The organism is Bacillus mobilis (assembly GCF_001884045.1).
In the GTDB taxonomy this organism is placed as follows: domain Bacteria; phylum Bacillota; class Bacilli; order Bacillales; family Bacillaceae_G; genus Bacillus_A; species Bacillus_A mobilis.
In genome coordinates this window covers 86,024-104,309 of record NZ_MACF01000046.1, presented here as the reverse complement: position 1 = coordinate 104,309, position 18,286 = coordinate 86,024, and the positions used below count along the sequence as shown (strand labels likewise).

Sequence of the window (18,286 nt, the reverse complement as noted above, 5' to 3'; positions counted from 1 at the left end):
TACCCCTCTCCCCGTTACTTTGAACGTTTATAAAATGGTGTTGGAACAACTACTGCTTTGACGCGTTTATTACGAATTTCAATTTCTACTTCTGTATCAACTGCTGCGTATTTTACATCAATTAGTGCTAAACCAATGCTTTTCTTTAACGTTGGAGATTGTGTACCACTCGTTACTTCCCCGATTTTTTCTTCTCCAATAAATACAGGGTAATGTGTACGAGGAATTCCACGTTCGATTACTTCGATGCCGACTAACTTACGAGGCGCACCGTTTTCTTTTTGCTCTTTTAACGTTTCTTTTCCAAAGAAGTCTGCTTCTTTATTTGGTTTTACCGCAAAGCCAATTCCAGCTTCAATCGGTGTAATATCTTTTGATAATTCTTGACCATAAAGTGGTAATGTTGCTTCGAAGCGAAGTGTATCACGAGCACCTAAACCACATGCTTTTAAGCCTTCTTCTGCTCCAACTTCAAGAAGTTTCTCCCAAAGTTTTGCAGCATCTTCACTCTTACAGTAAATTTCAAATCCATCTTCACCTGTGTAACCCGTACGAGATACAAGTGCTGGAATTCCATCTACAAGAATATCGTTTTTAAATTTAAAGAACTTAATTTCTTTCAAATCTTCTGACACAACTTTTTGTAAAATGCCTTCTGCTTTTGGTCCTTGAATTGCAAGCTGTGCAACTTCACTAGAAACATTGACTACTTTCGCATCGCCAATTACATGGCTAGCTAACCATTCGTAATCTTTCTCGATATTTGATGCGTTGATTACTAATAAATAGTCTTCTTCACCACGTTTGTAGATTAATAAATCATCTACTGTACCACCATTTTCGTAGCACATAGCTGTATATTGTGCGCCTCCTACCTTTAAGGTAGAAACGTCATTTGTAACAACACGTTGTAAAAATGCTAAACTATCTACACCTTTTACCTCAACTTCTCCCATATGAGACACATCGAACAAACCTGCAGCCGTACGTACAGCTTCATGTTCTTCTTTAATGCTTGAAAATTGAACTGGTAATTCCCAACCACCGAAGTCGATTGTTTTCCCACCATACTTCGCGTATACATCAAATAACGGTGTACGTTGTAATGTAATCATGCTCTCTCCCCCTTATGCTTTGACAAATCAATAAAAGTTGCTCGCCATATCTAAACATTTTTACTCTGAAAAGATAGGATATACGGAATCTCATTATATTTTTTTATGAAAGCGTAAATAAAAAATCACTTTCTTGGATAAAATACGAAAGATTCCACACATTTCACACCATTATCCTAACATTATTCGCTATATTTCATCAATATTCTAGCATAAAAAATAATTTAGAATTTTTTATTCTTAATCTTATTAAATACAACTTTCAAAATTCAACCCTTTATCTTTGCCTATTCTTTAACTTTTAGTATGTGTAATAGTGCCTTATTACAAGGTTTATATAATAAAGATTTTTTTAATAATTACTTTAGTTTATAAAAGGTGGGAGAGTCGTAATGAATGTCGATATTTCCGTAGATCGAACGTGGCAAAACAATTTTTTAAATAGAATTGACGAAGATGGCCCTTGGACAAACTGGGATTTATATCATTTAGCCTATAAAACAGAAAAATCGTTACTTGTTCCTACTTTCGATGGATTACAAGCACCGAAACATTTATCTCATTTCACACCACTTCCTCATCAATTAGAAGTCGCTCAAAATGTCATTGAACAAATGAATGGTAAAGCGATACTAGCAGATGAAGTAGGACTTGGGAAAACGATTGAAGCTGGGCTTATTTTAAAAGAATATATGGTCCGCGGCCTTGTGAAAAAAGTGCTTATACTCGTCCCTGCCTCTCTCGTATCACAATGGGCATACGAACTAAATACAAAGTTTTTCATTCCAGCTGTAGCCCAAAGGAAAAGCTATTCATGGGAACAAGCCGATGTGATTGTATCATCAATTGATACTGCAAAACGTTCACCGCATCGCGATATCGTTTTGAACTTAGAATATGACCTTATTATTATCGATGAAGCACATAAACTTAAAAATAATAAAACAAAAAACTATGAATTTGCACAGCGTTTAAAAAAGAAATTTTGCTTATTATTAACTGCTACTCCTGTTCAAAATAAGATTGATGAAATTTTCAACCTTGTATCTTTATTAAAGCCAGGACATTTAGGCAATCAATCCAACTTTGAAGAATATTACGCCTCAAAAAATCGTTCAGCCGAATCTGATGAAGATTTAAAAGCTCTTATTAACAAGGTGATGGTCCGAAATCGACGGCATAATACCGGAATTGATTGGCCAAAGAGACATGTACGTACAATTTTCGTTGAGTTTAATGAAGAAGAACAAGCTTTGTATAACGGGATTGAAAATTGGCGAGGTCAAGATGCCTTCACATCTGCTTTCTCATCGTTAACTTTAAAACGAGAAGCGTGTAGTAGTCGTGAGGCCGTTTACTATTCATTAAAAAAACATGTAGAAAAACGTCAGAAGGAAAATGAGCGTTATATAAAAGACCCGCATATTGATGTGCTAATGGATAAAATTAATCATATTCCTTTCAACTCAAAAGCGAATAAAGCTCTTGAGCTTATAAAAGAAATTGACGATAAAGTCGTCATCTTCACAGAATATCGAGCATCACAAATGTACTTACAATGGTTTTTACAACAACACGGCATTTCTTCCGTTCCATTCCGCGGCGGATTTAAACGTGGGAAAAAAGACTGGATGAAGGAGCTTTTCCAAAATCACGCACAAGTATTAATTGCAACTGAAGCTGGTGGTGAAGGGATTAACTTACAGTTTTGTAGCCATATGATCAATTATGATTTGCCATGGAATCCAATGCGTCTTGAACAAAGAATCGGACGTATTCACCGTCTTGGTCAAAAGAATGATGTTCATATTTATAACTTAGCTACAAAACATACTGTTGAAGAACATATTTTGAAGCTGTTATATGAAAAAATCAATTTATTTGAGCGTGTTATCGGTGAACTTGATGAAATTTTAACGAGAATTAATATGAAAAACATCGACGCGCACATTCAAGAAATATTTGCGCAATCAAAAAGCGAAGGAGAAATCCGAATTAAGATGGAAAACTTAACATCTATTATCGACTTCGCGAAACGAAATGAAGCTGAGGTGCAAGGCTATGCAGCAACATGAAATTCATAATTACTTATACAATTTTTTCGAGGCGAATAACTGTGAAATTTTACAGCGCTCCCCTCATCTATTAGATGTGCAGTTAACAATTGAGATGGATAAATTATTAATGAATCGCCCTTTTTATTGGCACTATCTTGAGAAAACAGGAGGCGTACCGAATCCGATGCGCCTTACTCTTATTACAAATCCAGAAAATGAAGAAAACGATGGCGAGCTTATTCACTACGGTTCACCACGTCTTCATCAAATTTTTCAAACGACTAAAGAATTAGGCTCTTACATACGTTTATATGAGGAAGTACGGCATAGCGGGGCAACACATACACCGCTCCACCCTTGGCTCGGTGTAAATATTAAAGTTTCCTATCAATGTGATCGAAAAAAAGACATCCTTCACTCCATTGGGATTCATCTCATTTCTGGCACAATGATCGCAAACTTTCATGAAACATTAGCTAAAATTAAACTTACACCGAAAATACCTGACTTTTGTTTTACGCTCTCGCCTATCATTAAACCGCAAAGTGGTTTACAACGTATAGAGGACGCGTTAAAGACTATTATTGCAGAAGATGACCATACGTGGGCGAAGGAAGCAAGGGTGCGCTGGAATCACGATTTAGACCTTTTAAATCGTTTTTATGAAGAAAGTGATGAACTTCCCGAAAGCTACGAAATTGAAAAACAAGCACTGCAAGAACAATACGAGCCACGTATTACAGTGCAAATTATTAACGGTGGACTTTTTTATGTTACCGCGAATCATTTTTTATCTTAAAAGAGCTCCTTCTGCTTTAGAAGGAGCTTTACTTTGAGTTACTCTCTATCTTCATTACGCTCTTGTTGTTTTTGCTTTGCCATACGTTTTTGATGCGCACGATCCTTTGCACTCACATGATTTGCATCAGTTGGAAGATTTTCTTTTGAACGGCCAATTCCATTGCTCATCTGTTTCACTCCTTTGATATCTTTCAAAATACACCCTTATTTTCAGCTAGAGATACAATCCTTATACAAAAAAATAAGAGCAGCCATTGGCTACTCTTACTCACTCACATATTTTTGAAACATATCATGGATGCCTTTATTTACTAGGTTCGAGATCTGCTCGTCAGATTTATTCGGATAACGATCACGCAATCTGATAGATGCCTTCACCATTAAATTTTCTAATACAGAACGGCCACCTTCTCCATAAATAATTTCAGCATATTTAACAAGCCTTCCATCCTCTACTGTTGCTGGATTATGATTGAAGAAAAATTTACTCATTGTCTCCACCTCTCTCTTTTGATAACGTTTACATTTATATAGATTATTTATGTTATTTATTTCACAATATTGTATGCATGTATATTTAATTAGTTTCATTATAAAGCAACATATCGATAGTAAATATGTGATTTTCCGTCCATTTTGTGAACAAAATAAAAATGAAAGCGTTTCCTTTATTATATACTAAAAAAACTTACTACGCTAGGGGCAATTTTTTCAATCTACTAATCCCTCAAAAAGCTATATATTTTTTCTTTTCCCATCAAACCTTATACAATTTTCAGAAATTATATTATAAAATATATGTATGACTTAAGGAGGCCCTATATGAATCAAAATAAAAAAGCTATATTAGATCTTGTCTTTTATCTCGTAATCCCATTCCTCATTTGGAAATTTGCAAAACCTTATATCGATCCTTATTACGCGATGTTACTTTCCTCTGTTCCGGGGATTATTTATACACTGTATACCTTTAAAAAAGAAAAACAGTTTAACGTAACAGGATTCTTTATTTTAATTACACTCATTTCTAATACAACAGTAGACCTATTATCTGGATCAGCTGAACGAATGTTGTGGAACGATGCGTATTATCATATCGTGCTCGGTATTATCGTTATATGTACCATTTTTATAAAAAAACCACTTATGTTATATTTCGCAGCAGATATTGCAGCACTACAAGGCCATGACCGTGATAAAAGTCGTGAACTGTATCGTGATAGTCGTATCTATCCGGCACTACAATATTTAACGCTATTTTTCGGGCTACAATTCATATTAAAAAGCTTCTTAAAAATTTATTTCATCTCTGTTTTCGGTGTAGATGGCTATGGTGAAATGAGAGCGATTATGACCGCTGTTGGATGGGGCATTTCCATTTGTATCGGAATTGGATTTGTCTGGGTGAACAATAAAATACATGCCGTTACAGAAGAAAAAGAATCCGTACAGTAAATAAAAATCCCCTAGTAGCATCATACTACTAGGGGATTTTTATTTTTCTACACATATTACGAAATCGTTAACTTGATTTTTTCCTTTTATCTTTTACGTTTCGATAAAACAAAGCAGCACTTAGCGGCATAACACCAAACCACTTATTCATAAATGGCTCTTTTTCAGCACGGCGTTGTTCTTTCTTTTGTTTACGATCTTCTTTTGGAGCATCCATATACGACACAAACTGCTGTGTCACAAAGCGAACATAATCATTAGTAGACATATTATCATCACCTCTACTTGATTAGTATGTCCATTTTTTTATTCATTAATCTTTTCTTTTAATTCATTCATAATTTGCTTTACAGACTTATTCGTCGTATCAATATAAATATGAGCCTCTTCATAATGAGCTCGGCGCGATTCAAATTTTGCCACGAATGCCTCTATATCTTTCTTCTGAAATAGTGGACGCGTCGTATCTTCCCGAAGCCTTTCTGCAATTACATGTGGATCACAATATAAATACACGACAGTTCCATTTTCCTTCATCCACTTTCGGTTTTCCTCTCGTTCAATGATTCCGCCACCAGTTGTAATAATTACATTACAACTCGGTAGTGAACGTAACATTTCACTTTCATATTCGCGAAAAGCCATTTCACCTTCTTCAGCAAAAATATCACGAATCGCCTTCTCCTGCTTCTCTTCAATTTTTTGGTCTGTATCGACAACATCCATATGAAGTTCTTTACTTAACGCTTTTCCAATTGTTGTTTTCCCAGCTCCCATATAACCGGTTATGTATATAGATTTCATGTTCTTTCCTCTCAATCATCCGTTATTATTTGTTATTATAACGAATGATTACATTATTTAATAAAAAAACGTTTTGTTCTTCTTATATAATGAAGAACAAAACGTTTCATACACGCTTTTACTTATAAGCGCCTCTTCTTACCCACTGCGTTGCAATCCATTTCTCACCTTTCGTTACAGGTGCCCCTCCATGTAACGTAAGCTCATTTAATGATTGGTCTTGATAAAAATACTCAAAGTATACTGCCATTCCCTTTCTAGGGTGCACAGAAAGATTTAATTTAGGGAAGAACGTTTCTCCGCCCTCTTCTACATCATTTAAGTACATGACAAGCGTACTAATACGATTATTAGCAGCTGATCTACTATGTTCTGCAAAATAATCATAGTGCGCTTTATATTGTTGATCCACTTCATAATTTAAAATGTGTAATCCTTCTCCATGCGACGCGGGAACATTCATGATAGATGAAATTCGTTTTTCAATCTTCGCAGTAAGTTCATTATCGTCCAAAAATGCACCACTACTCGTTCGAATATCATTTACATCACGTGATGAACCAACTTTAGAACGTGCTAACTTACTTTTAGACAATTCAATTAATTCATCACACTCTTCATCGCTTAATACATTTCCTAACACGACAATAAGAGGTTCTTCGAATTTTGAAATAATGTGTATTTCCCTATCTTCTGTCATAATTGCATTTCCTTTATGATCAAAAATAGTTTGTTCCTTATTTTCACCTATTTGATTGTTATTTGTCATTTCCCTATTCTCCCTAAAAAAATATGTTTGGATAGCTTGAATATATCACATTCTTTCTACCTTTCTCTTTTTTGAGAAAATTTAAACTTTCAACTGTTTTATTTATCCATTTCCTTTGAAAAGACAGCCTGTTTTAAAATGAGAAATTATGGTTTTTATCCGTATATTTCACAGACTATCCTTCTATCCAATCGAATATTTTCTCATCTTTTTTTCTATACCGGAAGCTTACTTTATAGAAAACTTCCTTCTTTATTTTGCACTGCAACGAAACGAGTATATCGTCGCTTTCAAAAACGTAATTTCCACTTGCTTCGCCCTTTTCATATTGAAAGAAAAATGTATCTTCCTTTTCTTTTTGCTGTAAGTCTTTTTTTATACTTGTAATCGATCGATTTAGTAGTTCCTCCATTACAAACTTTTGCTCTATTTCAATATAAAATTTTTTATCTATAAGTAACATATTCGTTTCGTATACAAAGAACGAAGTTAATAATACAAGAAAAATGATTGTTCCTGGCATCATAAATCCATCTTGTTTTCTCATATATTTATTTCCATTTCACTATACCTTACAGCTACACCTTCATATATTTTCCCACTCCTATCTTTCACATTTATAAAAAGCAAATGAGGTGTTACTTCATACGAAACCATTCCAACATTTTGTAATATAATTTCTCTTCCGCGCATATTTACTTTTCTTATCAGATGATTATTCAATTTTTCATACGTCACTTCATCTCCAGTGCGAAGGCGGAAGCGCAAAAGACTATCTTTATTTTCATTGACTACTTTTTCTACAAAAGATACTTCACGAAACTCTAACTGTACTTGTCCTAAAAACACATCCCATTCCCAATTATTTAATCCTTTTGATTGGTTATTTTCTATCCCAATAAAATTTAAACGTGGCAAGAGTAAAAAGAACAGTGATAACAGAAAAAAACATACGATCATTTCTATTAATGTAAACCCAACTTCTAATTTATTTGTTCTCCTGCATAAAAGCATTGTTCCACCATTCTTCCTTTCACATCTTTCCACATAGCACAAACTTCATTTCCTCCCCAATATGTGTAATATACATTCCCGTTTACGACTTTTTCTTGCTGTTGTTTCGCACCATTCTCATACATATATAAAGCTGCTTCTCTTTTTAATAATACAAATGCTTTATAACGAATTTGTATATTTTTTCGTTCTTGCATAATCAATACTGTTTGCGGAAGTAGTAAAGACACTGCCATCATTACTATACTTAACGCTACAAGCATCTCAGCTATCACTGACCCTTTTTGACATTTCACGATACGTAAATCTCCCTCTTCCAAGCTGAAATACAATCTCATATTTATAACTTCGATACGAAAGTAAAATAGTACCACCTCTATTAATATTTCCACTCGGATTATATGTCATCGGATTTGGAAAAGTATTCAAATCAATTTGTATATCGCTATCATATTCTCTTTTAATAATGGTAAGATTCGTACTTAGCTCCCCTATATAATACGCATGTCTATCTTTATGCCATCGTAATGTATAGTGTTTTTGCCGATTTATCGCTAATTGTTGCATATACAAAATATCATTTGAAAACTGTCTTAAAAATTGTTCGACTTTTTGTTTTTCATGTAATGAATGTACGTTAAAATACGTGACCATACTTAGTACAGAAATTGCAAATAGAACGAGTAGCATTTCTAAAAGAGTAAAACCTTTTTCTTTCACAGTTTCCCAGTTGTTACTGTGCCATCATTTGAAATATGAATGGATTCGCCATTCGGACACTCATCAGCTGTAATATATTTTCCATCCCTTAACTCTTTTAGCGAGGGGATTTTGTTATGCTGTAATTGGTATACCTGTATTTGAGCTTCTATAGATTTCACATAGGCTTTACATCCTGTTCCTTCGACGGATGAGCGCTGTGTAACTACATTCGGAATAATTAATAGTAATAATACAGTTATGACGACCATAACTAATAACATTTCTAAAAGAGTAAACCCCTCCTCATTCTGCATGTAAACACCCCCTAAATAGAATTCATCATTTGAAACATTGGCATAATCATCGCTAAATACATAAGAACGACTATTCCTCCAATACACGTAAATAAAATTGGTTGAATGATCACTAACATACGTTTAACTTTTTGCTCCATCTTTTCCATAATAAGATCGCTATAGTCACCTAATTCAATGGCCAAATTACCGTTTGCTTGTCCATGCGTAATAATATAAGAAAGTTCTTCCTCATAATATCCGCTTCTAGCAATAATAGATTGCAACGGTTCTCCCGCAATTAATTGGCGTTCAATTCGGCTCGCTTCATACTGAAAGAACGGATGATATTTTTGCTCCATCATTATTGTTAGGGCCTCCAGTACTGATAGTCCGCCGTGTAATAAACCGCTTAATTGAGTGGCGAAATAATGTGAATGCTTTAAAATAAGAAATGTTTTTACGAGGGGGATACGAAGTTTAATTTTCACCTGCTGAATATGCGGGAGTTTCCGAAAGTAAAATATATATACGCTACAGCCAATCATAACGATAAAAATAATGCTAAAAATAAGATAGGGTAGTAGCTTAATTACACTTAATATTTGTTCTGTAAATAACGATGCTGTAGAACCAAATGAACTATATACCATGTCAACCTGCGGCAATAAAATGCGATTAAAAATCCACATCATGATTATTAAAAAGAACGCCAAAAACATAGGATACTGCATGATTTTCATCATATCTTTCCTATACTTATCCTTTTTATAAAGAAGTGCGCTCCCTTGTTGCAATGCAAAAGAAATATCACCATGTTGCTCGGCATAAAATAAATAACTTAACATCTCCTGATGAAACTTTAATTGATGAAAAGAATCGTGTAGACTTTTTCCATCTTTTAATCCATCAATCATACACTGTAATTGTACTTTTTTTTCTAAAGGTAATTGAAACCGTAAAAATTCTAATGCCTGTAAAAGGGAGTATCCTTTTTCTAATAGTTCTCCTAATCGTTTCAGCAATACTACTTGATCACTTAAACTCCATATTTTCTTAAACATACACATCCTCTTCTAAAAATCCTAAAGCGTATCCTTTTCGTATTGAAGATTCTAATGTTTCGTGCTTGTATGTGACACATTCCCCGTTTGCTTCTTTAATCGCTTGTTTTAACTCATATCCATATAACAACTCATAAATACTCGCTTGTCTTACTTGCCTCATTGATTTACATAAAGTTGAGCACTTTCTTTTACAAAACGGACACTTCAATTCGACAAGTCGTTGTGCAGCTATAGCCAATAAAGATTGTTCAATTTCTTGCCTCGTTATACCAAAATCCATGAACCTGAGTATCGCCCCTTTCGCATCATTCGTATGCAGTGTCGTCATTACTAAATGTCCAGTCAAACTTGCTCTTATAGCAATTTTCGCTGTTTCTTCATCACGAATTTCACCGACTAAAATAATATCCGGATCATGACGTAAAATAGCCTTTAATCCTGCCTCATATGTGATACCTGCTTTTTCATTTATTTGAATTTGTAATACATCGTCATTTCTTTTTTCAACTGGGTCCTCCAGTGTAACGATGCGACGTGTTTTCTTTTTTCTAATTACCTCTAACAATGCATACATTGTTGTTGTCTTTCCAGAACCAGTTGGTCCAGTAAATACGAGTAACCCATGTGAATAGTGTAAAAAAGAGAGTAGTTTCTTCGCTGTACTTGGAAATAACGAAAGATGAGATAACGGCTGAATAGATGCTTGTAAATGAAGACGAATAACGAGACTTTCTTGATATACAGTTGGTAGCGTGGAAAGGCGTAAATATACTTCTTGCCCATCCATTTGTAAATACAGTGAACCATTTTGTGGCTTCCGCCTCTCCCCTATATCCATGGATGCTAAAAATTTAAAGTGTGAAACAAGTTTTTCTCCAAATTCCTTTTCGATACAATATCTCGTCATTAAATCTTTTCCTATACGCAGTTGAACCGCTACATCCTTCTTCCGGGGTACAATATGTAAATCCGAAGCTTGTACCCTGCACGCTTCTTTCAAAATCGTATTCGCAAAGCTTTCAATTCCATTCATCATTTTTCCCTCCCCACTATGTATATAGCATGAAAAAATTTATAAGAAAAATCAGCATTTTTGTATTTTCACCAGAGGGAAAAGGAAAAATATGTTTGTGAAATTATGAACAATTTCCGAATTATTGTATGAAATTACCTATATGAAAGTTTATCTGTATTATAATGTTATTATCTTGGATAAAGTGATAAAGGTGGAGATCCTCATGGAACAAGCTTTAAAAATTACAGGTGTATTATCTGACCCAACTCGTTATTACATTTATAAATATATTTCTCAAAAACATAGTTACGTAACTGTACAAGAAATTGCAGATGAGTTTGACATTCATCCAAACGTAGCGCGTTTACATTTATCTAAATTAGAAGATGTTCATATGCTGAAATCTGAAACGAAGAAAACTGGAAAAGGCGGACGACCAAGCAGATTATATGTATTATCTGAAGATGTGATTCAATTACAATTTCCATTCCGTGATTATCAATTGTTAGCAAGAATCGCATTTAATTCTTTACTTAGTCTTGGCGCTGCTGGTGAAAAAGCGCTATACGAAACTGGAAAACAGTTCGGAGCCGAATTAATGCAACAACATATGCTGCGTTTAAATGTGAATGAAGATGCTTTAACAGTCGAGCAAAAAGTTCAAATTGCAAAAGAAGCTTTCTCAACAGCTGGCTTATCACCTGCATTTGAATTAAGTGCAGATGGAACGAAAATTTTCTATGATGTACACAATTGTCCATTTAAAGAAGTTGCTGTTCATCATCCAACTGAGATTTGTAATATGCACGGAGATATGATGAAAGGAATTTTTGAAATCCTATTCCCTAACACGGAATTAACACGAAATGACAGTCTACTAGATGGATGTAAATCTTGTAATTATAAACTAACAATTTAATTTTCTCATATAAAAAGAAGCCAATTATAATTGGCTTCTTTTTATATGAACGAATATTTACAATAGTAAGAAAAATAAACTATAATGAAGTGAGGTTTACTTTTTTTAGAAAAGGAGGGAGATGGCATGGAGCGCATGTTTCGCGTTCTCGGCTTTTGGACTGGAATTTTCTCGGTTATGTTTTACGTAGGGGATATGCATTCGACCGCACTACTATTTTTAGGACAAACAGGATTCTTCGTACTTTTAAGCTATTTAAATTTAACAGAGCGTATGTATATATACGTATTTGGGGCATATTTAACTGTTTTCTTCATAGGATTTACATACTACACGACGTTCTTACTTGTCCCTGGAGCTGGACATTAAAGATGGCATTTTGCCATCTTTTTTTTAATTCCGCAATTTCCTAGTTGACTTATAGGTTTTATTACCTTATATTCTATATAACAGATTGGAATTAGGGGGAATCAACATGAATACACTGCTTGTCGGAATTAACGTTGCAGTCATGCTCATCTTAGTTGGCGTATTATATTATATGCAACGTAAGCATGTATCTTTTAATAAACGTGTATTTACTGCTTTAGGAGTCGGAATTATATTCGGTCTTATATTACAATTTATTTATGAGCCAACTTCTAAAGTAATTATTGAATCAAATACTTGGTTTGGCTTAATCGGTAACGGTTATGTGAAATTACTTCAAATGATCGTTATGCCACTTATTTTAGTATCTATTATTTCAGCCTTTACAAAATTACAGTTAACGAAAAACCTTGGTAAAATTAGTGGTCTTATTATCGGAATTTTAATTCTTACTACAGGAATCGCTGCAGCTGTCGGTATCGCTGCAAGTGCAGGATTTGATGTATCAGCAACAGGCCTACAACAAGGTGATGCAGAATCTGCTCGTCTGAAGCTAGTTGAAGAAAGATTTACTTCTATTGAAAAAACAACAATTCCAGATAAATTATTAGAACTATTGCCTACAAATCCGTTTCTTGATTTAACAGGAGCTCGTCCAACATCAACAATTTCTGTTGTAATATTTGCAGCCTTTATCGGTATCGCCTTTATAGGTGTAAAACGAAAATATCCAGAACAAGCAGAACTATTTAAGAAAATGCTTGATGCTGTATATGCAATCGTAATGCGTATGGTAACATTAATTTTACGTCTTACTCCATACGGCGTATTAGCTCTTATGGCAAAAACAGTTGCTGGTAGCGATATTAATGCTATTTTAAAACTTGGTAACTTCGTGTTAGCGTCTTACGTAGCACTTATCGTAATGTTCGTTATCCACTTATTATTAATTGCTCTATCTGGTTTAAATCCAATTCAATATTTAAAGAAGGTATTCCCTGTATTAACATTTGCATTCACATCTCGCTCTAGTGCTGGTGCAATGCCATTAAATATTGAAGCGCAAAAAGAAAAGCTTGGTATTTCCGAAGGGATTGCCAACTTCGCAGCATCATTTGGAGTATCTATCGGGCAAAACGGTTGCGCAGGTATTTATCCAGCAATGCTTGCAATGATGGTCGCTCCAACGGTAGGAATCGATCCATTACAACCACAATTTATTTTAACTTTAATCGCTGTCGTTGCTATTAGCTCATTCGGTGTTGCCGGTGTTGGTGGCGGCGCAACGTTCGCAGCGTTAATCGTACTATCTACAATGAACTTACCAATCGGTATTGTCGCTCTTGTTATCTCAGTTGAACCATTAATCGATATGGGTCGTACAGCTCTTAACGTAAGTGGTTCTATGACAGCAGGTCTTATTTCTAGTAAATGGCTTGGTGAATTAGATCAAGATACGTACAATCAAGATGATACAAAAACTGGTGAAATTGCTTCATAATGAAAAGGCCGCTAACAAAAACTGTTAGCGGCCTTTTTTAGTTCTTTTCATCTTTCTCTTTGTCTTTTATACATAAGGCATCACGTATCGATATAACGAAAATATACCGTTTTTCATTTTTTAATAACTATTAGTTTTAAACTAAAGACTAACTATTATTCCTCATCTGCAAACTGTAAAAACTCTTCCAAGCGCTCCTTTAACTCCTCTTCTATCTCACAATAAGATTCATCAACAAGTTCACCACTTAACTTACTTCCCCAAAGCCTTATTTGAAGCGGTACTCCTAAAAAATAATTACAACATTCCCAGATAGGAACTGTATAAAATTCAATCATCTTCCCTTCTTCATCTAATACAGCTATCGAAACGGATGAAGAATATCCTGTTTCAAAAGGATATTCTTCATCTCTGATGAGTTCTATAAATAATTCCATGTTTTTCTCTATGTACAAATGTGAATAATCTTTAAAAAGTTTAAATGATATTCTCTCTATTTCCTTCTCCATGCATTGAATCTTCTCTTTTAACTCCAATGTAAAATCTCGTTCTTTATACTTCATTTCCCTCTCCTTACACATAGAAAAAGAGAATATAATAACATATTCTCTTCTCTCAAATATATTTCATTATCTCACAGCCCGTCCTTTTCACAAATAACCATTTTGTTCGCACCATTTATGAAATTGTCCTACGTCTACTCCAACTAACACGATATCCTTTAGGTCTACATCAATGATTTGTTCTCCAATTACAATAGCAAACTGCGATTCTAATTTTGTCTCGTCTTTCTTTACAATTCCAATTCGGTTCCGATGCGGTCCATCTTTTATATATGCTTTTTGTCCTACAATATCAAAGTTCAAGATTTTCACCTCTTTTACTGCGCTCAAATTGGAAATACGATCTCCACCTCGGAAAATTTCCTTTCATTGCACTATTTCTCTATATATATGACGAAACAATAAAAGAGTCCTTCCTTCTTTACAATTATTTTTTCTTTGTTTCATTTTTGTGGTTGAAACGTAAAGTTTATAATAAAATACACTTGGAAGCGCTTTCTATGTAATTTTTTATGTTATACTATAGAAGTAGAACTTCGTAAAGAGGGTTAAAAAATGAATACAAAAATGATAAAAAAAGTAATTGAAGCATTAAAAGTATATGGCTTTCAGAATGTATCATTCTGTGACAAAACGAAGCAATTTTTATTTCATAACGAAATGGATATTATGAGCGGCTATGCAGAAATAACATATAGTAGTCAATTTGAAAAATTCAACGTACAAATTCATCCGATTGAAACACATCACCAAGCAGAGTTGCAAGAGGTTGAAAGACATATACAGGCCTGTATAAGAAAAGTGGAATATTTAAACGCACTTCTTAGCGGACAGACAAAACTAGATGACAAAATTATTATAATGTAAAAAAAAGAACGTGATAGCCTCACGTTCTTTTTTTTACATTATACGTTCATCTTTTCCTTCAGTTGTAATCCTGTAATGGATTGTAATACATCCATTGCTTCTCCAAATGTCATATCAAAAATTGTTTTATCTTCTATGTATGGAAACTGTCTAAAACGCTTTTCTAACATTTTCACGGCGTCCGACGTAAAGTTTGCACTATCAATTCCAAATTCTGTTTCAAGAAGAACGATCCAATCTAACACGTGAAAACCTAATCCATTTACGAATGAAATAAGTTTTTCTTCTGGCTGTGAAGATAAGAATACGCATCGTTCCATCTCACTAAAAAGTTCTTCTCCTAAAATATCAGCTAATTCCTCATCATGTTCACGGTCAATAATTTCTTCATAACCATAATCATCAACAAGCTCCTCAACTTCTTCACTATCCTCACAAAGCAATTGACTAAGCAGTGCATCTTTCTTAAATTCACTATTTTGTACGACTTCTAAAAAGCTCGTTTCCCATCCATTTTCTAATTTCATATTATATACTCCTTTATATACGTTTCTTATCATCACTGTACCCAAAAGATCACTTTTATAACCTTTTAGACAGTTATTATTATTTCACGTGATCCATAACATAAGATGCAAATTCAGTTGCATCTCCTTCAAAAATATTTATTTCTGGCAAATGATAGAACGTTGTTTGAAGCGGGTTTCTTTCATGGTATACATATATCTTTTTCTCTAGCGCAATCGCCATTCCAAACTCTGTATGACTCCCGTTTCCGCCATCTAATATAAGTAAAAAGACATCCGCTTCTTTTATAGCATTCTTTTCTGCCTGACCAATTTCTCTTAATTGATCTTGATTCACTGCTCTTTCGTTTCTTGTCCAATCATATGTATGGTGCCATCCTGCATGTTTCAGTTCATTTACTATAGAACGTACAAGATGTTTATTTTGGAATCCTGAGGCGACATAAAAATTCATTTATATACACTCCTTCATTATGTATGGGAAACTCCTTTTAGCGTTACTTGCTATACACATAATAAAGAACGACTTCAAAAAAAAATCCCCATCTTTAAAACTTATTTGCGTTTAAATGATGGGATTCTTCATGCTCTTCTTTTATTTTTTTCTTTTTATAACTTTCATCAGCTAACATTTCTAGTTCAGCTGTTATTTCTGATTTTTCAAGTTCTCTTTCTTGCGAAAATTTCCTTGAAATATAAACAATAACACTACCAACGTACAACACAAAGCATATAATAAGTGCAGTATTTTCATAGAGACTTAGCTCCAACACAGTCACTCCTAATCCATTCGTATTTTCACGCTTCATTAATTGGAATTTCCCTACTAATCCATTTGTTATTGTAACATAAAAACACTGTTTCTTGGAATCTTTCATCCTATTAAAAGAGGCATGATTGTTTCATCATGCCTCTGAAATATGTTGAATGATTGTTTGAATTGCTTCTTTTCCATTATATTTTTTCAATGCTGTTTTATACATCTCATTATTTTGATTTAATTCTTCGACATGCTTTATAAGAGATTTTACAGTCACATCTTCTTCATACAATACAGAAGCATATCCTTGTCTTTCAAAAGACTCTGCATTTAGTATTTGATCTCCACGACTTGCAAATTTCGATAGCGGAATTAAAACCATCGGCTTTTGCAATGTTAAAAACTCAAAAATGGCATTAGAGCCCGCACGTGAAATAACAAAGTCTGTTATCGCTAATATATCTGGCAGCTCTCCATGTATATATTCAAATTGCCTATATCCTTCTTTATTTTGTAAACTTTCATCAAGATTACCTTTTCCGCAAAGATGAACAATTTGATATTTTTTCAGAAGTTCTGGTAACGCCTCTCGAACCGTTTCATTAATTTTCTTTGCGCCCAAACTTCCTCCCATGATTGTAATAACTGGCTTTTTACGTGAAAAACCTAAAAATGCTAAACCTTTTTCACGATTTCCCTTTAGCACTTCTTCACGTACAGGAGATCCTGTATAAATTACTTTTTCTTTCGGTAAATGTTTTGCAGCTTCTTCAAATGTAACAAATATTTTCGAAGCAAAACGGAGCGCAATTTTATTTGCTAGTCCTGGCGTCATATCAGATTCATGTAATAAAACAGGGACTCTATTTAGCCATCCTCCAATTACGACTGGTACAGATACGAAACCACCTTTTGAAAAAATCACATCCGGTTTTAGTTTTCGGATCCTTACATACGCATCCATAACACCGATACGATAAACTTAACTAAATCTATACAATTCAATCAAGTTTATCTCGTTCAACTAAGGGCGCAATTCCTTAGCCAGTTCTCTTATGAACTTCTCATGTTTTCACATGAGCGCAGACTATATGTTTATCTCTTTAGAGATAGAGGATTTTTCCACCACCATAGGCTTGTGATGTACTCTCGTCAGTTATACGAGATAGTCGTTGAACGTTCATCTTATCCATTTTGACTTAGATGATTCGAGGCGGAAGACCCATTGTTCTAGTGTTTAGGATTTAACCTTGCACGATCTGATTGATTTTTTCTGCTTTCGCGACATTCACGCTCGCCATTTCTAGCCACGTTGTAGTTCAATCAGCTTTAGGGATTGCCCGCAGTTAACCCTCACTACTAGCCAATCACTTGACTAGCAGGGCTTACTGATATATTTAATTAACTTTCGTTATAATTGGTTAAATAAATCGTAACAGTTAGTTACCCTTCATTACAAGAAATGGATCTTTTATATTTTTTAAATCAAAATAACGACGTAGCTTTCCGCTTGCAATACTATAGTACGGAATGCCTTCCTTTTCTATAATCGTTTTCTCAATTCCTTGATGAGAACCGATATAAGAAATATCCCAATTCTGTTCTTGTAAATGTGGAATGATGGCTAAATTAGGTGTTACATGCCCTGCCGAACCGCCACCTGTAAAGACTATTTTCTTCATACGTCT

General features: G+C 34.3%; 26 protein-coding genes and 2 pseudogenes. 8 read left to right on the top strand and 20 right to left on the bottom strand.

Annotated features, from left to right (window positions below; all coding sequences use genetic code 11):
* Window positions 1-14: 14 nt before the first annotated feature.
* The gene (gcvT, locus tag BAQ44_RS05560; RefSeq protein WP_000631760.1) at window positions 15-1,115 is read right to left on the bottom strand and encodes a glycine cleavage system aminomethyltransferase GcvT; all 1,101 of its coding nucleotides are present in this window, start codon (window positions 1,113-1,115) and stop codon (window positions 15-17) included.
* Window positions 1,116-1,507: 392 nt separating this feature from the next.
* Between gcvT and BAQ44_RS05555 the strand changes: the two genes are divergently transcribed.
* Window positions 1,508-3,190 carry a DEAD/DEAH box helicase gene (locus tag BAQ44_RS05555; RefSeq protein WP_071721160.1) on the top strand — a complete coding sequence of 561 codons (1,683 nt, stop codon included), beginning with the start codon at window positions 1,508-1,510 and terminating at the stop codon, window positions 3,188-3,190.
* Window positions 3,177-3,971: a YqhG family protein gene (locus BAQ44_RS05550; protein WP_071721157.1), complete on the top strand. Its 795-nt coding sequence runs from the start codon at window positions 3,177-3,179 to the stop codon at window positions 3,969-3,971. Before BAQ44_RS05555 ends, BAQ44_RS05550 begins: the two co-directional genes overlap by 14 nt.
* Before the next feature lie 38 nt (window positions 3,972-4,009).
* On the opposite strand, the gene BAQ44_RS31560 is transcribed toward BAQ44_RS05550, so the two are convergent.
* Entirely contained in the window at window positions 4,010-4,141 is a 132-nt protein-coding gene (locus tag BAQ44_RS31560; RefSeq protein WP_044795910.1) for a hypothetical protein, read from the bottom strand.
* 96 nt (window positions 4,142-4,237) lie between these two features.
* Window positions 4,238-4,465: a hypothetical protein gene (locus BAQ44_RS05540; protein WP_000032702.1), complete on the bottom strand. Its 228-nt coding sequence runs from the start codon at window positions 4,463-4,465 to the stop codon at window positions 4,238-4,240.
* 73 nt (window positions 4,466-4,538) lie between these two features.
* Between BAQ44_RS05540 and BAQ44_RS05535 the strand changes: the two genes are divergently transcribed.
* Both BAQ44_RS05535 and BAQ44_RS05530 read left to right on the top strand, forming a co-directional pair.
* Window positions 4,539-4,655 carry a GTP pyrophosphokinase gene (locus BAQ44_RS05535; protein ID WP_071721462.1) on the top strand — a complete coding sequence of 39 codons (117 nt, stop codon included), beginning with the start codon at window positions 4,539-4,541 and terminating at the stop codon, window positions 4,653-4,655.
* A gap of 140 nt (window positions 4,656-4,795) precedes the next feature.
* A complete protein-coding gene (locus tag BAQ44_RS05530) occupies window positions 4,796-5,428 on the top strand; it encodes a VC0807 family protein (RefSeq protein ID WP_001073110.1) in 633 nt (210 codons plus the stop codon).
* Window positions 5,429-5,495: 67 nt separating this feature from the next.
* On the opposite strand, the gene BAQ44_RS05525 is transcribed toward BAQ44_RS05530, so the two are convergent.
* The 10 genes from BAQ44_RS05525 to comGA all read right to left on the bottom strand — a co-directional run bounded on the left by BAQ44_RS05525 (window position 5,496) and on the right by comGA (window position 11,110).
* A complete protein-coding gene (locus BAQ44_RS05525; RefSeq protein WP_000106080.1) occupies window positions 5,496-5,696 on the bottom strand; it encodes a YqzE family protein in 201 nt (66 codons plus the stop codon).
* A 38-nt stretch (window positions 5,697-5,734) separates the two neighbouring features.
* Complete coding sequence (locus tag BAQ44_RS05520) at window positions 5,735-6,232, bottom strand: shikimate kinase (protein ID WP_071721155.1); 498 nt, start codon at window positions 6,230-6,232, stop codon at window positions 5,735-5,737.
* A 118-nt stretch (window positions 6,233-6,350) separates the two neighbouring features.
* Window positions 6,351-7,001 carry a 2OG-Fe(II) oxygenase gene (locus tag BAQ44_RS05515; protein WP_061677389.1) on the bottom strand — a complete coding sequence of 217 codons (651 nt, stop codon included), beginning with the start codon at window positions 6,999-7,001 and terminating at the stop codon, window positions 6,351-6,353.
* A gap of 175 nt (window positions 7,002-7,176) precedes the next feature.
* Window positions 7,177-7,548: a competence type IV pilus minor pilin ComGG gene (gene comGG, locus BAQ44_RS05510; protein WP_071721153.1), complete on the bottom strand. Its 372-nt coding sequence runs from the start codon at window positions 7,546-7,548 to the stop codon at window positions 7,177-7,179.
* Window positions 7,545-8,015, bottom strand: a complete 471-nt coding sequence (gene comGF, locus BAQ44_RS05505; RefSeq protein ID WP_061677385.1) for a competence type IV pilus minor pilin ComGF — start codon at window positions 8,013-8,015, stop codon at window positions 7,545-7,547. Before comGF ends, comGG begins: the two co-directional genes overlap by 4 nt.
* Window positions 7,985-8,287 (bottom strand): competence type IV pilus minor pilin ComGE, encoded by a 303-nt coding sequence (comGE, locus tag BAQ44_RS05500; RefSeq protein ID WP_071721461.1) that lies wholly within the window; start codon window positions 8,285-8,287, stop codon window positions 7,985-7,987. The genes comGF and comGE overlap by 31 nt, the downstream gene beginning before the upstream one ends.
* Window positions 8,280-8,735 (bottom strand): comG operon protein ComGD, encoded by a 456-nt coding sequence (gene comGD, locus BAQ44_RS05495; RefSeq protein ID WP_071721151.1) that lies wholly within the window; start codon window positions 8,733-8,735, stop codon window positions 8,280-8,282. The genes comGE and comGD overlap by 8 nt, the downstream gene beginning before the upstream one ends.
* A complete protein-coding gene (gene comGC, locus BAQ44_RS05490; protein ID WP_061677382.1) occupies window positions 8,732-9,031 on the bottom strand; it encodes a competence type IV pilus major pilin ComGC in 300 nt (99 codons plus the stop codon). Before comGC ends, comGD begins: the two co-directional genes overlap by 4 nt.
* A gap of 11 nt (window positions 9,032-9,042) precedes the next feature.
* Complete coding sequence (gene comGB / locus BAQ44_RS05485; protein WP_084669472.1) at window positions 9,043-10,074, bottom strand: competence type IV pilus assembly protein ComGB; 1,032 nt, start codon at window positions 10,072-10,074, stop codon at window positions 9,043-9,045.
* Window positions 10,067-11,110 (bottom strand): competence protein ComGA, encoded by a 1,044-nt coding sequence (gene comGA, locus BAQ44_RS05480; RefSeq protein WP_061677380.1) that lies wholly within the window; start codon window positions 11,108-11,110, stop codon window positions 10,067-10,069. The genes comGB and comGA overlap by 8 nt, the downstream gene beginning before the upstream one ends.
* A gap of 205 nt (window positions 11,111-11,315) precedes the next feature.
* Between comGA and BAQ44_RS05475 the strand changes: the two genes are divergently transcribed.
* From BAQ44_RS05475 to BAQ44_RS05465, 3 genes are all read left to right on the top strand, one after another.
* Entirely contained in the window at window positions 11,316-12,011 is a 696-nt protein-coding gene (locus BAQ44_RS05475) for a helix-turn-helix transcriptional regulator (RefSeq protein WP_061677379.1), read from the top strand.
* A 126-nt stretch (window positions 12,012-12,137) separates the two neighbouring features.
* Window positions 12,138-12,380 (top strand): DUF2626 domain-containing protein, encoded by a 243-nt coding sequence (locus BAQ44_RS05470; protein WP_000440714.1) that lies wholly within the window; start codon window positions 12,138-12,140, stop codon window positions 12,378-12,380.
* A 106-nt stretch (window positions 12,381-12,486) separates the two neighbouring features.
* Window positions 12,487-13,881 (top strand): L-cystine transporter, encoded by a 1,395-nt coding sequence (locus BAQ44_RS05465; RefSeq protein ID WP_001094339.1) that lies wholly within the window; start codon window positions 12,487-12,489, stop codon window positions 13,879-13,881.
* Window positions 13,882-14,036: 155 nt separating this feature from the next.
* Here the strand turns inward: BAQ44_RS05465 and BAQ44_RS05460 are convergent, their stop codons facing one another.
* The gene (locus BAQ44_RS05460) at window positions 14,037-14,444 is read right to left on the bottom strand and encodes a hypothetical protein (protein ID WP_071721148.1); all 408 of its coding nucleotides are present in this window, start codon (window positions 14,442-14,444) and stop codon (window positions 14,037-14,039) included.
* A gap of 87 nt (window positions 14,445-14,531) precedes the next feature.
* Window positions 14,532-14,747 (bottom strand): DUF3912 family protein, encoded by a 216-nt coding sequence (locus tag BAQ44_RS05455; RefSeq protein ID WP_071721146.1) that lies wholly within the window; start codon window positions 14,745-14,747, stop codon window positions 14,532-14,534.
* A gap of 252 nt (window positions 14,748-14,999) precedes the next feature.
* Here BAQ44_RS05455 and BAQ44_RS05450 point away from each other — a divergent pair, with 252 nt between their 5' ends.
* Window positions 15,000-15,311 (top strand): hypothetical protein, encoded by a 312-nt coding sequence (locus BAQ44_RS05450; protein ID WP_001093241.1) that lies wholly within the window; start codon window positions 15,000-15,002, stop codon window positions 15,309-15,311.
* Window positions 15,312-15,349: 38 nt separating this feature from the next.
* On the opposite strand, the gene BAQ44_RS05445 is transcribed toward BAQ44_RS05450, so the two are convergent.
* From BAQ44_RS05445 to BAQ44_RS05425, 5 genes and pseudogenes are all read right to left on the bottom strand, one after another.
* A complete protein-coding gene (locus BAQ44_RS05445) occupies window positions 15,350-15,838 on the bottom strand; it encodes a hypothetical protein (RefSeq protein WP_061677376.1) in 489 nt (162 codons plus the stop codon).
* Window positions 15,839-15,917: 79 nt separating this feature from the next.
* Window positions 15,918-16,292 (bottom strand): nucleoside 2-deoxyribosyltransferase, encoded by a 375-nt coding sequence (locus BAQ44_RS05440; RefSeq protein ID WP_071721144.1) that lies wholly within the window; start codon window positions 16,290-16,292, stop codon window positions 15,918-15,920.
* A gap of 94 nt (window positions 16,293-16,386) precedes the next feature.
* Window positions 16,387-16,647, bottom strand: coding sequence for a DUF3966 domain-containing protein (locus BAQ44_RS05435; RefSeq protein WP_000817963.1), 261 nt, complete (start codon window positions 16,645-16,647; stop codon window positions 16,387-16,389).
* Between the two features lie 96 nt (window positions 16,648-16,743).
* Window positions 16,744-17,568 (bottom strand): annotated as a pseudogene (locus BAQ44_RS05430) (undecaprenyldiphospho-muramoylpentapeptide beta-N-acetylglucosaminyltransferase); the annotation flags it as partial.
* A 475-nt stretch (window positions 17,569-18,043) separates the two neighbouring features.
* A pseudogene (locus BAQ44_RS05425) lies at window positions 18,044-18,280 on the bottom strand (glycosyltransferase); the annotation flags it as partial.
* Window positions 18,281-18,286 lie beyond the last annotated feature (6 nt).

Coding starts and splice junctions, on each gene's coding strand:
- BAQ44_RS05470 (WP_000440714.1), top strand. CDS start 12,138: ATGGAGCGCATGTTTCGCGTTCTCGGCTTTTGGACTGGAATTTTCTCG.
- BAQ44_RS05515 (WP_061677389.1), bottom strand. CDS start 7,001: ATGACAAATAACAATCAAATAGGTGAAAATAAGGAACAAACTATTTTT.
- comGB (WP_084669472.1), bottom strand. CDS start 10,074: ATGTTTAAGAAAATATGGAGTTTAAGTGATCAAGTAGTATTGCTGAAA.
- BAQ44_RS05555 (WP_071721160.1), top strand. CDS start 1,508: ATGAATGTCGATATTTCCGTAGATCGAACGTGGCAAAACAATTTTTTA.
- BAQ44_RS05475 (WP_061677379.1), top strand. CDS start 11,316: ATGGAACAAGCTTTAAAAATTACAGGTGTATTATCTGACCCAACTCGT.
- BAQ44_RS05535 (WP_071721462.1), top strand. CDS start 4,539: ATGCATGTATATTTAATTAGTTTCATTATAAAGCAACATATCGATAGT.
- BAQ44_RS05540 (WP_000032702.1), bottom strand. CDS start 4,465: ATGAGTAAATTTTTCTTCAATCATAATCCAGCAACAGTAGAGGATGGA.
- BAQ44_RS05435 (WP_000817963.1), bottom strand. CDS start 16,647: ATGAAGCGTGAAAATACGAATGGATTAGGAGTGACTGTGTTGGAGCTA.
- comGA (WP_061677380.1), bottom strand. CDS start 11,110: ATGAATGGAATTGAAAGCTTTGCGAATACGATTTTGAAAGAAGCGTGC.
- BAQ44_RS05530 (WP_001073110.1), top strand. CDS start 4,796: ATGAATCAAAATAAAAAAGCTATATTAGATCTTGTCTTTTATCTCGTA.
- BAQ44_RS05525 (WP_000106080.1), bottom strand. CDS start 5,696: ATGTCTACTAATGATTATGTTCGCTTTGTGACACAGCAGTTTGTGTCG.
- comGG (WP_071721153.1), bottom strand. CDS start 7,548: ATGAGAAAACAAGATGGATTTATGATGCCAGGAACAATCATTTTTCTT.
- BAQ44_RS05440 (WP_071721144.1), bottom strand. CDS start 16,292: ATGAATTTTTATGTCGCCTCAGGATTCCAAAATAAACATCTTGTACGT.
- BAQ44_RS05445 (WP_061677376.1), bottom strand. CDS start 15,838: ATGAAATTAGAAAATGGATGGGAAACGAGCTTTTTAGAAGTCGTACAA.
- BAQ44_RS05450 (WP_001093241.1), top strand. CDS start 15,000: ATGAATACAAAAATGATAAAAAAAGTAATTGAAGCATTAAAAGTATAT.
- comGC (WP_061677382.1), bottom strand. CDS start 9,031: ATGCAGAATGAGGAGGGGTTTACTCTTTTAGAAATGTTATTAGTTATG.
- BAQ44_RS05550 (WP_071721157.1), top strand. CDS start 3,177: ATGCAGCAACATGAAATTCATAATTACTTATACAATTTTTTCGAGGCG.
- BAQ44_RS31560 (WP_044795910.1), bottom strand. CDS start 4,141: ATGAGCAATGGAATTGGCCGTTCAAAAGAAAATCTTCCAACTGATGCA.
- BAQ44_RS05465 (WP_001094339.1), top strand. CDS start 12,487: ATGAATACACTGCTTGTCGGAATTAACGTTGCAGTCATGCTCATCTTA.
- gcvT (WP_000631760.1), bottom strand. CDS start 1,115: ATGATTACATTACAACGTACACCGTTATTTGATGTATACGCGAAGTAT.
- BAQ44_RS05520 (WP_071721155.1), bottom strand. CDS start 6,232: ATGAAATCTATATACATAACCGGTTATATGGGAGCTGGGAAAACAACA.
- BAQ44_RS05460 (WP_071721148.1), bottom strand. CDS start 14,444: ATGAAGTATAAAGAACGAGATTTTACATTGGAGTTAAAAGAGAAGATT.
- comGF (WP_061677385.1), bottom strand. CDS start 8,015: ATGCTTTTATGCAGGAGAACAAATAAATTAGAAGTTGGGTTTACATTA.